Raw genomic sequence first — 13,841 nt, 5'->3', positions numbered from 1 at the left:
TATTTTTTGTATTTTAGCGAATAATTAACGAATATAAATTAGTTTGAACAAGTTCTATAACAAGATTTAAAGATTCATAAGGTTTTAGAGAACAATTATCTATTAATTTTAAAAAATATTAATATGGCAATTGAATGCTGTTAGATTAAAATTTAGGCAAAGATAAATACTGTAAAGGCTATACAGAACTTGATGATTTTTCAGAGTTTGTAAATAACTTTGATTCCCTTTACATTAGTGAATTGACAGAAAAAATGAACTTGTTCCAACCACATGTACAAGTGTTAGTATACGTAACTTTCAAAAAAAAATTGGAAATACTGTTACAGATATAAGAAACTATGCTTTTTCCGGTAATAGTGAAATGGTGAGCACTTAATTAGGACAGGGAATAAAAAGTATAGGGTACAGTGCATTTTCAGATTGCAGTTCGTTAAGCAATATCAATATTCCAAACGGAATTACGTCTATAGAAACAGGTACTTTTAGGAACTGCAAATCTCTTGCAGAGATACAACTGCCTGAAGGACTGAAAACAATCGGGCAAGATGCATTTCGTTCCTCTGGACTGAAGACCATCACAATACCAAAGGCAGTGGACGAAATTATGGATGGTGCTTTTGCAAATTGCCAATCACTTAATAAGTTCATCGCATCAGATGGTGACACTGAACTGAAATTAGGAAGAAATGGCTATAATTCAGATCGTGGAATGTTCCATGAGTGCCCTTTGAAGGAAGTGTATATCGGTCGCAACCTTGTGTATGGCACAACAGAGTATTATGGCTATTCTCCATTCTACCGCAATGCAAGTCTTGAGAAAGTGAAATTCACAGATATTCCGACAGAGGTGTTCACCAATGAGTTCTACGGTTACACCAACCTCAAGGAGGTATCTTTGGGCGATGGCGTGAAGAAGATTGGCGATTATGCTTTCAGCGGATGTTCATCGCTGGCGACTTTCTCTTTCGGCGCAAGTATGGAGACTATCGGCAATGAAGCTTTCTCCGACTGTACCGCAATGACAAAGCTCTATGCTGAGCCGACAACTCCTCCTACCTTCGGCACACAGGCATTGGACGACATCAACAAGTGGGAATGCACGCTGTATGTCAAGGGCTCTGCAAAGGCGAACTATCAGGCAGCGGAGCAGTGGAAGGAGTTCTTCTTCATGGAGGATTATGATTTTACCACAGCAATAGACAAAGTGCCTGCGGAGATTCCTCAAAGCGACACGTATAAGGTGTACAGCCTGCAAGGTTCACTCATCAAAGTGACGAACGACAAGGCAGAGTTAAGTTCCCTTCCTACCAGTCTCTACATCATCAACGGTAAGAAGGTTATGGTAAAGTAAACGTATTGAGGGAATTAATCACGAATGGCAGTCGGACACTTAACTGGTCTGACTGCCATCCTTTTATTTATAAACAAAAATAAAATCTTCTACTGAGATATTTTTATATAATATCCCCTACTCTAACGTAATTTGCTGCAAATAGCGGCATTGGCACTACCACCACACATCATTTGCTTTTCTGCTGATTCTGCATCGCATAGTAATAATTCCAATATGTTGTCTGATAGTTCCGGCGCAGATTGTCACGACGCAGGTTTTCTGTCTTGGCGGAACGCATCATCTGCTGCAAATCATTGTAATCAGCTTCAACTATGCTATCATTGTACACAGCAACAGGGTTGGAACGCTGATGCCTGTACAGCACAAGGGCTTCACGGTAATGGATAGGCAGGGAATCGCAGATACCGGATTTTGACATATCGATGCTATCGGTCAAGAGACGTGCAAAAGAATCCAAGTCCTTATCGCAGAGGAAGGCGCAAAGATGATAATCAAAACCTTTGTATCGAGATAGCATCTTCTTCCTGATTACCAGTGGAGCTATGCCTTCCAGGCGGCACAATGACGCAGTAGAACCTATGACCGGCTGCGTGAAGAGTTTTTCCGCCAGCTCCCCTCGTTTGTCCAATGCTATATAGCGCAGAAGTGTCAGTGTGGGATTTGTTTCAGGATAGCTATATCCCTCCCTGTTCTGTCCCTCTTTGGCAAGGCTTTCATAATCTTGTGCAACGAGCTGTTTTTCTGCTACAACTTGCCGATGCAGGAGACTGTCGTTATTAGAGTTTCTGATGACAAAAAGCATCATGAGTGCCATAACGCACAGATTCAGCGTGAGTTCCTTTGACAATAGGAACGGCTCTTTTGGCAATTTGGCAGGAGGTGACATTTTCCGGCCGGCAAACATCACCGCAAAATAGATTAAAAGAGAACCGGCTATTATCCATATAGAATTCCCGGCAACAAGCCCTCCCTTGCCATCATTTTCTCCACAAGCCAGAAAAGCGAGTAATGCCATTGACGGGAAGAAGGTCAATGCGTGGCATCCGCTTGTGAGTCTGCAGATGTTGTTTATGAAGAATTGCACTATCATCCCTACCACTGCTATTATCACAGCACTGATGAAGGGATGGTACACAGTAACTCCACCAGACAGGATATGCTGCTCGTAAGTCAGTGTGGGTGTCTGGTAAAAATATATGTAAGAGAAAGAAAACAGTATAAAAACGATAGCACACACAGCCTTTATCGCTGTGGTGCTATCTTTTCTATTTTTAGCCATTTGATATTTCTAAAAGCAACATTGTCATTCTTCATCACACAGCCAAAGCTGCACAATATGAATTAATTCTTTTTCAGTACCATAGCAGAACGGGCAGGGATGTACAACTTCAGCCATTCCTTATGTTCCTCCACATACATCTGGTCATAGGTTGTGATGTGGGTAACAGTATCATCGCAACTGCCAAAGCCGCCGAAATCAGGGTTATCCGTATTCAACACGACTGAGTATGCGCCTGTCGGCACGAGGAATCCATAGTCTGTAAAAGACTTTGTAGGATTGAAATTGAACACAAAAATCAGTTCGCCACGGGAGAAGGCTATCACTTGGTCACCGTCATTGTGCCATATTTCCTGTACAGGAGTCTTGTTGAAGGATTTCTCCAGCTTCAGGACTTCCAGCATTTTGGCATCAAAGTCTCCAAGCCAATGATAGCACAGCTCTTTATCGTCAACCAGATTCCATTGGCGGCGTGCATATTTGTAGCTCCACCCATTGCCTTCTCTTGGGAAATCAATCCATTCAGGATGTCCCCATTCATTGCCCATGAAGTTCAGATAGCCGCCGTTGATTGTCGATGCGGTAACAAGGCGAATCATTTTGTGCAATGCTATGCCACGTGTAGCGACATCATTCTCATCCCCTTTCTTGAAATGCCAGTACATATCACTGTCAATCAGGCGGAAAATGATTGTTTTGTCACCGACAAGAGCTTGGTCGTGAGACTCTGCGTAAGAGATTGTTTTCTCATCGGAGCGACGGTCTGTCATCTTCCAGAAGATGTCAAACACGCCCCAATCTTCATCACGCTTCTCCTTAATCATCTTAATCCAATAATCAGGGATGCCCATAGCGAGACGATAGTCGAAGCCGAGTCCTCCGTCATCAAACTTCGCTGCCAATCCCGGCATTCCGGACATTTCTTCGGCAATGGTAATGGCATTCTTGTTCACCTCATGTATGAGTTTGTTTGCCAAGGCCAGATAACAGATAGCGTTATCGTCCTGTCCGCCATTGAAATAATCGCCATAGCCGCCGAAATCCACACCAAGACCGTGATTATAGTAAAGCATGGAAGTCACACCGTCAAAGCGGAAACCGTCGAAATGGAATTCATCAAGCCAATACTTGCAGTTTGAGAGAAGGAAGTGCATCACTTCTCCTTTACCATAGTCAAAGCACAAAGAGTCCCACTGGTTATGCTCACGGCGGTCACCGGGATAGAAATACTGATTAGGATCACCACAGAAATTGCCAAGACCTTCCACCTCATTCTTCACCGCATGAGAATGAACAAGATCCATTATGACGGCAATGCCCTTCTGATGTGCAGTGTCTATGAGGTCTTTAAGCTCTTCCGGAGTTCCGAAACGACTTGAAGATGCAAAAAAGTTTGAGACATGGTAGCCGAATGAGCCATAGTAAGGATGCTCCTGAATTGCCATAATCTGGATACAGTTGTACCCACCTTTAATAACACGTGGCAGAACCTTCTCCTTGAATTCTGCATAAGTTCCGACCTTCTCCTCATCCTGCCCCATACCGATATGGCATTCATAGATGAACAGAGGGTCTTTCTTGGCTTTGAAACTCTTCTTTTTCCACTTGTACTCTGCAGCAGGAGCCCAAACCTGAGCGGAGAATATCTTTGTCTCCTCATCCTGAACCACACGACGAACCCAAGCAGGAATACGCTCACCTTCACCACCTTCCCACTTGACTTTCAGTTTGTACAAGTCGCCATGCTTCATTGCAGTTGCCGGAAGTTTCAGTTCCCAATTGCCGGTGCCTTTGATTCTCTTGCAGGCATATTTCTTCTGCTCTTTCCAGCCGTTAAAATCACCTATCAGATAAATCTCTGTGGCATTAGGAGCCCATTCACGGAACACCCAGCCACCTTTCGCGTCACGATGAAGTCCGAAATACAAGTATCCGCTTGCAAAATCGGAAAGTGTTTTCTTTCCACCATTTGTAAGCTCATTTATCATCCATTCTGCATGGTCATGACGTCCACGGATTGCAGTTTCATAAGGCTCAAGCCATGGGTCATTCTTTACCAAACCGATATGTTGCGGTTTCTTTGGGGATTTAGGGGTGACAGCTTTCTTTGTGGCTGTCTTCTTTGCGCAAGTCATAGTGTTTTCATTTGTTTGTTAAGGTCTATGACAGGAACACAATCAGCACTTCACTTTGAAGACTGCCTTGTGGATTGTTCCTGTGCCTATGCAAGGCTGGTGTCCGTCCTGTGGCCAGAAAATAGCCATCATTCCTGGATGGCATGTGCAGAATCCTTCTGCCATTACACCGGGATATTTTGTTGCATCCTTCTCTGCGTTATACTCACACTCTGGGAGGAGTTCTGTTGGAGTGTATCCGTAAATCTCGTCATTATTCAACGGAATCTGGATGTCAAGCATATTTTTGTGTGTCTCCATTACAGCCTCTTCCTTTGTCTTGCCTGCGGTGTCCATGATGTTGACGAAACAATTCTTTCCGTCGATTTCATGTTTTCCGTTCTCCAACTTATTGAGGTCTGTGTTTTTGATGAACTCAATAATCTGTGGGAAATAAGGGTTCAGCGATGCATAATGCTGAAGATTCTCAATTTTGTCAATTACCATAATGATTCGATTTTATGAATTACAATTATATTTTCTATTCTATCAATAATTTCCTTTCTTGGTGACACGTCCATTGCGGTCTTTCATGACATAAACTCCGTCACGCTCTCCATTGCGATAAGAACCTTCGAAACGGTTTCCGTCCTTGTCTTCTTCGATAGCCTTGCCATGAGGATAGCCGTCTTTATATGTTCCTTTGAACTTGCTGCCGTCCGCAAAATGTATAATCATCTCGCCATTCATCTTGCCATTCTTGAAATAGCCGTCAAATGTGTCACCGGTCTTTTTCCTTAAAGTACCTCTGCCATCATATTTGTCACCCTTCCATTGTCCGGTATAAGAGTCTCCGTTTCTCCATACGAGAGTACCTTGCCCGTCCTTCTCGCCTGCCTTGAAATGCCCAGTGTACACATCACCGTTGGCATAACGGAAGATGCCCTCGCCATCTCGTTCACCCTGAACATAATTGCCTTCGTACACATCTTTGTTGGCATAACGGTAAATGCCTTTGCCATGCTGGATGTCATTCTGCCACATTCCGTTATAGACATCTCCGTCGGCATACCGATATATGCCTTTGCCTGAACGCTGATTGTTGAGCCACTGACCGTCATACACGGAACCGTCTCCCCAATCGTATTTACCTTTGCCGTTCTTCATGTCATTCTGCCATTCGCCATCATAATACGCACCTGACGCGAACGTATAACGACCTTTGCCGGAACGCTTGTCCTGAAGCCAGTTGCCGTCATAGATGTCACCATTGTAATAGTACATCACACCATGCCCCTGCTGGTAGTCACGGAACCAAAGTCCGTCATATTTATTATTATTGGAAAAATAGAACACTCCTTTGCCATGCTGCTGGTCTTGAAACCATTGTCCCTCGTATTTCTCGCCATCGGAGAACGAGTAGACACCATATCCCTGGCGCTTTCCTTTTGCATAGCTTCCCTCGTACATGTCACCATTCTTGTATGTGGCAACGCCCTTGCCCGTAGCTTTGCCGGACACCATCTCTCCTTTATAAAGTCCACCGTCCTTTAAGGTGTAGGAGCCAAGAGTTATTTTTTGGGCAAGAGCCGTTCCGCAAAAAAGAAATGCACCTGTCACAAATGACAAGAGTATTTTATATATTCTATTAGTCACAATTATAATTCATTAGTTTGACAATTCTTTAGCTTTACAAAGATACCTAATTTTTACTTAAAAGCATACATAAAGGCACATTATTTCAAGTTTTTTCACTTTTCTGCACGTTCTTCCAAGAAATGCATATAAATCCTTATCGCTGTTTCCACCATTCTCACACATGGACGCTTTTTGTAGTATTCATCCGTCCTTGCCTCCGGAGTGGCAGTGATCACTATGTCAGGAATCGTTCCGTCGGCACGCTTTTTATTCAATCCAAGCAGTTCTTTGCAACAAATGCTTCCTGTATGTGCCTTAAAGTCAGCAGCGAGCTTCTGTACTGCTTCATAATTCCTTTTCTTCACCTCCTGATTAGCCTCAACACTGGCAATCTCAAGTCCGGCAAGCATAAACATGCCAAGAGCAGAGCCACAGGTTTCGCGCATACGCCCTATACCTCCTCCGTAGCTTGCTGACATACGTGTCATAAGCGGCAATGGCACATCGTACCATTCAGCAAATGCCATTGCAACACTTTGGGAGCAGTTATAACCTTGCTTGAAATAACCGACTCCACGCTCAACCATTCTTTCTGTTTCTTCTTGCCAATTCATAAGCACATTTTCTGAACATTGTCATCATCCACCGGCATTATCACCAACTCATTTTTGCAAGGAATTTCTCTGCATTCGCCAAATCGTCCGGTGTATCAATACCGATAGTCTCGACATCAGTCAATCCCACCTTTATCTTGTAACCGTTCTCCAACCAACGGAGCTGTTCAAGACTTTCAGCTATTTCAAGAGGAGACTGTGGCAAGCGTGTCACTTCACCAAGTACAGCTCTTCTGTAAGCATACAGTCCTATATGTTTCAGATAAGGGAACGAATCCGCCCATTCCTTCCTTTCCTTTCCTCTGCAGAAAGGTATTACAGAACGTGAGAAATACAACGCATAACCTTGCCGGGACACTGCTATCTTCGGAGAATTAGGGTTCTCAACAGCAGTAATGTCGTTTCCAAAAGGCTTGCCGAGGGTAGCTATCTGTGTATTGTTGTCCTCAAAGCATTTCATCACAGCCTCGATCTGTGAAGGCTGTATGAAAGGTTCATCACCTTGGACATTTATCACAACATCCGAAGGAGAAAGCAAAAGACGTGATTCAAGTATCTCCACAGCCTCTTCTATTCTGTCCGTACCACTCTTATGATCAGACCTTGTCATCACAACATCACCGCCAAACTGCATGACAGCCTGCCGTATACGCTCATCATCTGTGGCAACGAAAACATCGTCTATGACTTTCTTTGTCTGCGTGTAAACACGCTCTATGACAGTTTTCCCTCCAAGCATTGCCAAAGGCTTGCCGGGGAATCTTGTTGACGCATATCGTGCCGGGATTACCGAAATGAATTTCATAAGTTTGTTTTCAACGACCGTCACATATATAAACAGTCATCCTCTTTGCTAATGTTACTATATTTGCCTGTCGCTTTTATGAAACGGCAAAGTGCAATCAATCACGTAAGAAAATATCACGAGTATAGACCTTCTCCCGCACATCATCAAGAACAGAGTCATAACGGTTTGCTATAATCACTTGTGACATAGCCTTGAACTTGTCAAGGTCATTCACAACCCTGCTGCCGAAGAACAGCGAACCGTCCTCCAAAGTCTGTTCGTAAATGATTACATGAGCACCCTTTGCCTTTATGCGCTTCATGATACCCTGAATGGCACTTTGACGGAAATTGTCCGAATTGCTCTTCATTGTAAGGCGATAGACACCTATCGTCGGAGCTTCCTGAAAGGCTGCATCGTTAGAGTCAAACTGATTGTTGTGGGAATAGCCGTACCATCCTGCCTTTTGCAGCACAGCATCCGCGATGTAATCCTTACGGGTGCGGTTGCTCTCCACTATGGCTGTCATCATCTGCTGAGGCACATCCTGATAGTTTGCAAGCAACTGTTTTGTATCCTTTGGCAGGCAATAGCCACCATAACCGAACGAAGGATTGTTGTAATGCGTACCTATGCGAGGGTCAAGGCCTACCCCGTCGATAATCGCCTGTGTGTCCAATCCTTTCACTTCAGCATAAGTGTCAAGCTCATTAAAATAAGAGACACGCAACGCAAGATATGTGTTTGCAAACAACTTTACAGCCTCCGCTTCTTTCAAGCCCATGAACAGTGTCGCAATGTCCTTCTTTTCCGCGCCTTCCTGCAACAGCCTTGCAAAAGTCTCAGCATAAGTCCCGGCATGGTTGCTACCGACAGCCACAATGGCATCGTTCTCCTCGCCAGACTCCTTTATCATCTTCGGATAGCCCACAATGATTCGCGAAGGGTACAAATTATCGTATAACGCCTTCGATTCACGCAGGAACTCCGGAGAGAAAAGCAACTTAAGCTTATAGTCTACAGGACGGTTCTCCGCCTTAAACCTCTTTGCATATTTAACATAAAGCGAGCGTGTATAGCCAACTGGTATTGTTGACTTTATCACCATTACCGCTTCGGGATTAACCTCCAGTACAAGGTCTATGACCTCTTCAACATGTGAAGTGTCGAAATAGTTCTTCACCGGGTCGTAATTGGTAGGCGCAGCAATGACCACAAAGTCAGCGTCAGCATAAGCACTCTTGCCGTCAAGCGTCGCTTTGAGACGCAGATTCTTCTCTGCAAGATATTTTTCTATATACTCATCCTTTATAGGACTTTTCTTCTGGTTAATAAGGTCTACCTTCTCCTTTATCACATCAACAGCCACAACATCGTGGTGCTGAGCAAGAAGAGTGGCTATACTCAGACCGACGTATCCGGTACCGGCTACCGCTATCTTTATGTCTTTGAAATCACGCATAATCTTACATTTATAGATGCGGCATGGAGAATCAACTCTGAAAACCATGCTATTGGGCAACTCCCCTATCAGGCGGATTCCGCATCAAACCGCAATGTATTTTGTGCAAAGATAAAAAAAATATTTGATATTTGTCTCTTATTTCAGAAATTATTAATAGTTTTGTAAAAAATATTTTTAATAATACCATGCCACAACCTTCAAATAACTTCACAAAATGGGTTGCCTGCTGGGGCAATGCCACATCTATCACTGACAGAAAAGAGTGCGTCTATGCAAAGGACATCACCTTACGGTACCCTATACGGATTGTCTTCTCAGGCAGCAAACTGAGATTCCGATTTTCAAACCTCACAGGAACAGAACCAATCACAATATCAGCGGCAAAAATCAACCATACAGCAATCACATTCCGAACAGAAGAAAGCGTCATCATTGAACCGGGAAAGGAGGTCACAAGCGATGAGATTGCGTTTGATGTAACAGCAGGAGACACTGTGGACGTAAGCATTTATCTCGCCGAATACACACAGATGAATGCCGGCACACTGATTACCGGACCGCTTTCAAAGGGGAAATATGCATACGGGAACTTCATCGACGAAGAAGAGTTCCCGACGGATTTGTCACGGAACACCAACTGGTTTTATTTCCTGAACACCATAGACATCCTGACAGAGGAGAAGAACCACGCCTTGGTGTGCTATGGAGACTCTATCACGGCACAAAGCTGGCCTGACTATCTTGCCATGCGAGCTTGGGACAAAGGCTTCAGGAATGTTGCCGTCATAAGGCGCGCCGTAAGCGGAACACGCATCTTGCGCCAATATGACTGCATCACTTACCAGGCATACGGGCTGAAAGGAGAGACACGATTCCCTATCGAACTCAATGTCGCCGGTGCCCGAGACGTCATCATTCAGCACGGTATCAATGACATTATCCATCCGGTCGGCTCCGATGTCAACATCTTCCGACCTTGGAGCGATATGCCTACTGTCGACGAACTGAAGCAAGGAATGGAGAATCTCTATATCCGTCACGCCAAAAAACTTGGGCTGAAAGTATGGAGCGGAACATTGCTCCCGATATTCGGATGGCGCACATACAACGCCGAACGTGAAGCTATGCGGTGCGAATTCAATGAGTGGCTGCGCACATCAACGTTGTTTGACGGTTGCATAGATTTCGACAAAGCTGTCCGCAATCCCGAAAAGACTGAAGCATTCAACATCGGTTATGACTCCGGCGACCATCTTCATCCAAGTGAAAAGGCATACAGTGCTATGGCAGACGCAGTTATGGAAGAGTTGTTAAGGTAACATTTCAACACCGCAGGGTAACCTCCCTCCTTCTCTTCCGACATGACTATGCAACATGGTTCCATAAGCTAAAAAACAAACTGCCAACAAGCGAAATACAAAGTGTAACCCTTTGCATAACAAAAGGTTATCTTTTGCAGTGTAAAGGGTTACCTTTTATTGTGCAAAGGGTTACCTTTTAATACACGAAGGGTTACTGTCTGAAATTCAACACTTTACCCCATACAACAAAATCTTATAGGAAGTGAAGCAAAACCTTATCAGAAAGCCCCCGTACTGTTATTGTTCATTCAGCCTTCCGGTGTGGCCGGCATGGATTTCCGTATGCCACAGCGCCGGCAGGAATGTCTCGTGTAACAACACTTCCTGCTCCTATGACAGCACCGTCGCCTATTGTCACCCCCGGCAGGACAACCACATTGGCACCTATCCAAACATTATTGCCGACATGGATAGGCTTGCATGTTTCAAGACCGACATTTCTCCGTTCCACATCCAAAGGATGAGCAGCCGTAGTAAAGCAGCAATTGGGGGCAATGAAACAGTTGTCACCGAAAGTGACCGGTGCTGGGTCAAGAATGACAAGATTATAGTTTGCAAAGAAACCCTCACCGACACTGATATTACATCCATAGTCACAGACAAACGGTTGCTCTATCAGCAGATGCTCGCCGGTGCTCTTAAACAGCTTTTTCAGTATGGCTGTCCGCCCCTCCTCCTCTGACGGGCGGGTGTGGTTATAGTCATAACACAACTCTTTCGCCTCCATACGCATCTTGACAAGCTCGGAATCGAAATTAGCATCATAGAGCATTCCTGCATTCATTTTCTCACGTTCTGTCATATTTTCCATACTATACTTTGTTTTGTTTCTATACCGCAAAGATATAAATTACCATGGATTTTTCAAAAGAAAACACCGAATTATAAGAAATAATTTCATTATTTGAGGATTATTTTGTATTTTTGCATTTATATTTCAACATACCTGCCATAATTTTTCCAAAGGAGATTTACAGGATAAAAGCAAAGGATGATAGCAACAATCCCATATATAGAAAACAAGTTTCAGGAATACAACGAATTGATATTTGACGGGAAACTGCCGGAACTGCCGATTAAACTAAGCAAGGCAAAGACATCACTCGGTCAGCTTGCATTCAAACGCAGGCGGACATGGTATGGCAGAACCGTATATTCGGATTTCCGACTCCGTGTAAGCACTCATTTCGATTTGCCGGAAAATGAGCTTGAGGACATCATTATCCATGAGATGATACATTATTATATATTCGTCAACAGACTGAAGGACAAAAGCGCACACGGCCCGTTGTTCAGACAGATGATGAAGGACACAAACATCAGATATGGCAGAAACATATCTATCTCGCGCAAGCAAAAGGAACTTACAACAGCAACACAATAACAGTGCCATGACAAAGAAGATAGCTGTTTTCGCAAGTGGCAACGGCACAAACTGTGAAAACATAATACAATATTTCAGAAACAATGGAGGTGCGGAGGTTGCACTCGTAGTCAGTAGCAGCAAGAGCGCATTTGTCCTGCAACGTGCGGAGAGATACGGCGTGCCGTCTGCTGTAATCACAAAGCAGCAATTCGAGAACGAGCAGGCTCTTGTCCTGCAAACCGTGGCGGAATGCGAATATATTGTACTCGCCGGATTCCTGTTAAGGATACCTGATTATCTTATAGAACGGTTCCCGAACAGAATCATAAACATCCACCCTTCACTGCTGCCGAAGTTCGGCGGAAAGGGGATGTGGGGACATCATGTACATGAAGCGGTGAAAGAAGCCAAAGAGGCTGAGACGGGAATCACTATCCATTATGTCAGTTCGGAAATAGACAAGGGCGGACATATCGCTCAATTCCGTGTCGCAATAGACGAGAATGACAGCGTGGAGGACATTGAGAAGAAAGTCCATGACCTTGAAAAAGAGCATTTCCCACGAGTACTTGGTAAACTGTTCTCAGAGTCGGATATGACGGAATATGAGCGTTACTGCAGGGAGCAGGCAGTGATACAGGAAGAGGAATTCGACGAAGAGCGGTGCTTTCCGGAAATGCCGGAAGGTCAGTTTGTCAGAGGTCACTGACCTAATAGTTCTTCTTCCACAAAAATATATTGAACATAAACACATAAATCCATGAACGTTAAAGACAGACTGATTTCTTTTCTTTGGCAACATTTTCTACTACTTGTATCCCTTTACATCATGACCTTTGGTGTAGCCGTATGCGTCCGTTCAGGTGCCGGGTCAAGCGTAATCAGTGTACTTCCTTATGTATTTGAAAGTGCAGGCAAGACTTTCCATAATGTCCCCTCATTGACAATAGGTCAATACACGTATGTCATGAACGGCATTCTTGTCTTAGGGCAGATAATGGTTTTACGGCGTAAATTTGAGTTGGTACAGCTCTTCCAACTTGTGATAGGGACAGTTTTCGGGGTTCTCATTGACATAAACATGTCCTACACAGTCTGGCTTGCTCCTGCGGATATATGGCAGAAAGCTGTAGCCCAGCTTGCAGGATGCACCATTCTTGGTTTCGGCATAGCATTTGAGGTCAGATGCGGCAGTGTCACCATGCCCGGCGAGGGATTCCCTGTGGCTTTAAGCAGAATCTCCGGAGTACCTTTCCCTAAAGTAAAGATAATAGTCGATACAGCGCTTGTAACCCTTGGAGTGATAGCCAGTTTCGCATTTTTCAACGAATGGATGTGGCATATCATTGGAGCAGGAACATTATTTGCAATGTTCTATGTGGGAATGATAGTACGTATTGTAGGGAAGCATATCGGATGGTTTGACAGGATTCTGGCATACAGACCGGGATTCCGACGTTACATATACGGACTTGCACGACACATTTATAGGTAAGAGAACAGCTGATAATATATAAAACACAAGATTATGGTAATTGATTTCAACACAATGGAAGCTGAGGAGTTCCGCAATTTCAAGGGCGGCGAGAAAGAACTCAGCGCAAAAATGTTCTGGGACGGTACGAACAGAATCTTCAAAGGCTCACTCTGCCCGGGCGCAAGCATAGGAGAGCATCTGCACGACACCAACTCTGAAATACTGTTTGTAATAAAAGGCGAAGGCACAATAATCGACGATGGCATCGCATCACCTGTCAAAGAGGGGCAGTGCGTCTATTGTCCGAAAGGTCATTCACACAGTCTTGTGAACACCGGCGAAGAGGATTTAATCTTCTATGCAGCTATCCCCAACCAATAAAC

Annotated in this window: 14 protein-coding genes; 6 read left to right on the top strand and 8 right to left on the bottom strand. The window is 44.2% G+C overall.

Annotated features, from left to right (window positions below):
* Window positions 1-391 precede the first annotated feature (391 nt).
* The gene (locus E5358_RS12395; RefSeq protein WP_338400502.1) at window positions 392-1,354 is read left to right on the top strand and encodes a leucine-rich repeat domain-containing protein; all 963 of its coding nucleotides are present in this window, start codon (window positions 392-394) and stop codon (window positions 1,352-1,354) included.
* A gap of 169 nt (window positions 1,355-1,523) precedes the next feature.
* Here E5358_RS12395 and E5358_RS12390 read toward each other — a convergent pair whose 3' ends face one another.
* From E5358_RS12390 to E5358_RS12360, 7 genes are all read right to left on the bottom strand, one after another.
* Entirely contained in the window at window positions 1,524-2,636 is a 1,113-nt protein-coding gene (locus E5358_RS12390; protein WP_135940489.1) for a DUF6057 family protein, read from the bottom strand.
* 62 nt (window positions 2,637-2,698) lie between these two features.
* Complete coding sequence (locus E5358_RS12385; RefSeq protein WP_135940488.1) at window positions 2,699-4,771, bottom strand: alpha amylase C-terminal domain-containing protein; 2,073 nt, start codon at window positions 4,769-4,771, stop codon at window positions 2,699-2,701.
* A gap of 42 nt (window positions 4,772-4,813) precedes the next feature.
* On the bottom strand, window positions 4,814-5,257 hold the full coding sequence (locus E5358_RS12380; protein WP_135940487.1) for a NanQ anomerase/TabA/YiaL family protein: 444 nt from the start codon (window positions 5,255-5,257) through the stop codon (window positions 4,814-4,816).
* Window positions 5,258-5,299: 42 nt separating this feature from the next.
* A complete protein-coding gene (locus E5358_RS12375) occupies window positions 5,300-6,370 on the bottom strand; it encodes an MORN repeat-containing protein (protein WP_277821292.1) in 1,071 nt (356 codons plus the stop codon).
* Between the two features lie 131 nt (window positions 6,371-6,501).
* On the bottom strand, window positions 6,502-7,002 hold the full coding sequence (locus E5358_RS12370) for a C-GCAxxG-C-C family protein (RefSeq protein ID WP_168354664.1): 501 nt from the start codon (window positions 7,000-7,002) through the stop codon (window positions 6,502-6,504).
* Window positions 7,003-7,042: 40 nt separating this feature from the next.
* Window positions 7,043-7,807: a 3-deoxy-manno-octulosonate cytidylyltransferase gene (gene kdsB / locus E5358_RS12365; protein ID WP_135940486.1), complete on the bottom strand. Its 765-nt coding sequence runs from the start codon at window positions 7,805-7,807 to the stop codon at window positions 7,043-7,045.
* Window positions 7,808-7,904: 97 nt separating this feature from the next.
* The gene (locus E5358_RS12360) at window positions 7,905-9,251 is read right to left on the bottom strand and encodes a nucleotide sugar dehydrogenase (protein WP_135940485.1); all 1,347 of its coding nucleotides are present in this window, start codon (window positions 9,249-9,251) and stop codon (window positions 7,905-7,907) included.
* 188 nt (window positions 9,252-9,439) lie between these two features.
* Between E5358_RS12360 and E5358_RS12355 the strand changes: the two genes are divergently transcribed.
* The gene (locus E5358_RS12355) at window positions 9,440-10,573 is read left to right on the top strand and encodes an SGNH/GDSL hydrolase family protein (RefSeq protein ID WP_135940484.1); all 1,134 of its coding nucleotides are present in this window, start codon (window positions 9,440-9,442) and stop codon (window positions 10,571-10,573) included.
* A 286-nt stretch (window positions 10,574-10,859) separates the two neighbouring features.
* On the opposite strand, the gene E5358_RS12350 is transcribed toward E5358_RS12355, so the two are convergent.
* On the bottom strand, window positions 10,860-11,417 hold the full coding sequence (locus E5358_RS12350) for a sugar O-acetyltransferase (protein ID WP_422121084.1): 558 nt from the start codon (window positions 11,415-11,417) through the stop codon (window positions 10,860-10,862).
* 189 nt (window positions 11,418-11,606) lie between these two features.
* On the opposite strand from E5358_RS12350, the gene E5358_RS12345 reads away from it, so the two are divergent.
* Genes E5358_RS12345 through E5358_RS12330 form a run of 4 tightly spaced genes read left to right on the top strand, consistent with a single transcriptional unit; the run spans window position 11,607 to window position 13,839 of the window.
* The gene (locus E5358_RS12345) at window positions 11,607-11,999 is read left to right on the top strand and encodes a SprT-like domain-containing protein (RefSeq protein WP_135940482.1); all 393 of its coding nucleotides are present in this window, start codon (window positions 11,607-11,609) and stop codon (window positions 11,997-11,999) included.
* A 7-nt stretch (window positions 12,000-12,006) separates the two neighbouring features.
* Window positions 12,007-12,690 (top strand): phosphoribosylglycinamide formyltransferase, encoded by a 684-nt coding sequence (purN, locus tag E5358_RS12340; RefSeq protein WP_135940481.1) that lies wholly within the window; start codon window positions 12,007-12,009, stop codon window positions 12,688-12,690.
* 51 nt (window positions 12,691-12,741) lie between these two features.
* Window positions 12,742-13,476 carry a YczE/YyaS/YitT family protein gene (locus tag E5358_RS12335; protein WP_135940480.1) on the top strand — a complete coding sequence of 245 codons (735 nt, stop codon included), beginning with the start codon at window positions 12,742-12,744 and terminating at the stop codon, window positions 13,474-13,476.
* 33 nt (window positions 13,477-13,509) lie between these two features.
* Window positions 13,510-13,839 (top strand): cupin domain-containing protein, encoded by a 330-nt coding sequence (locus E5358_RS12330; RefSeq protein ID WP_135940479.1) that lies wholly within the window; start codon window positions 13,510-13,512, stop codon window positions 13,837-13,839.
* Window positions 13,840-13,841: the final 2 nt, after the last annotated feature.

Source organism: Palleniella muris, from assembly GCF_004792655.1.
In the GTDB taxonomy this organism is placed as follows: domain Bacteria; phylum Bacteroidota; class Bacteroidia; order Bacteroidales; family Bacteroidaceae; genus Prevotella; species Prevotella muris_A.
Note: the sequence above shows the minus strand (reverse complement) of the source record. Positions and strands in the feature narration are given on the sequence as shown.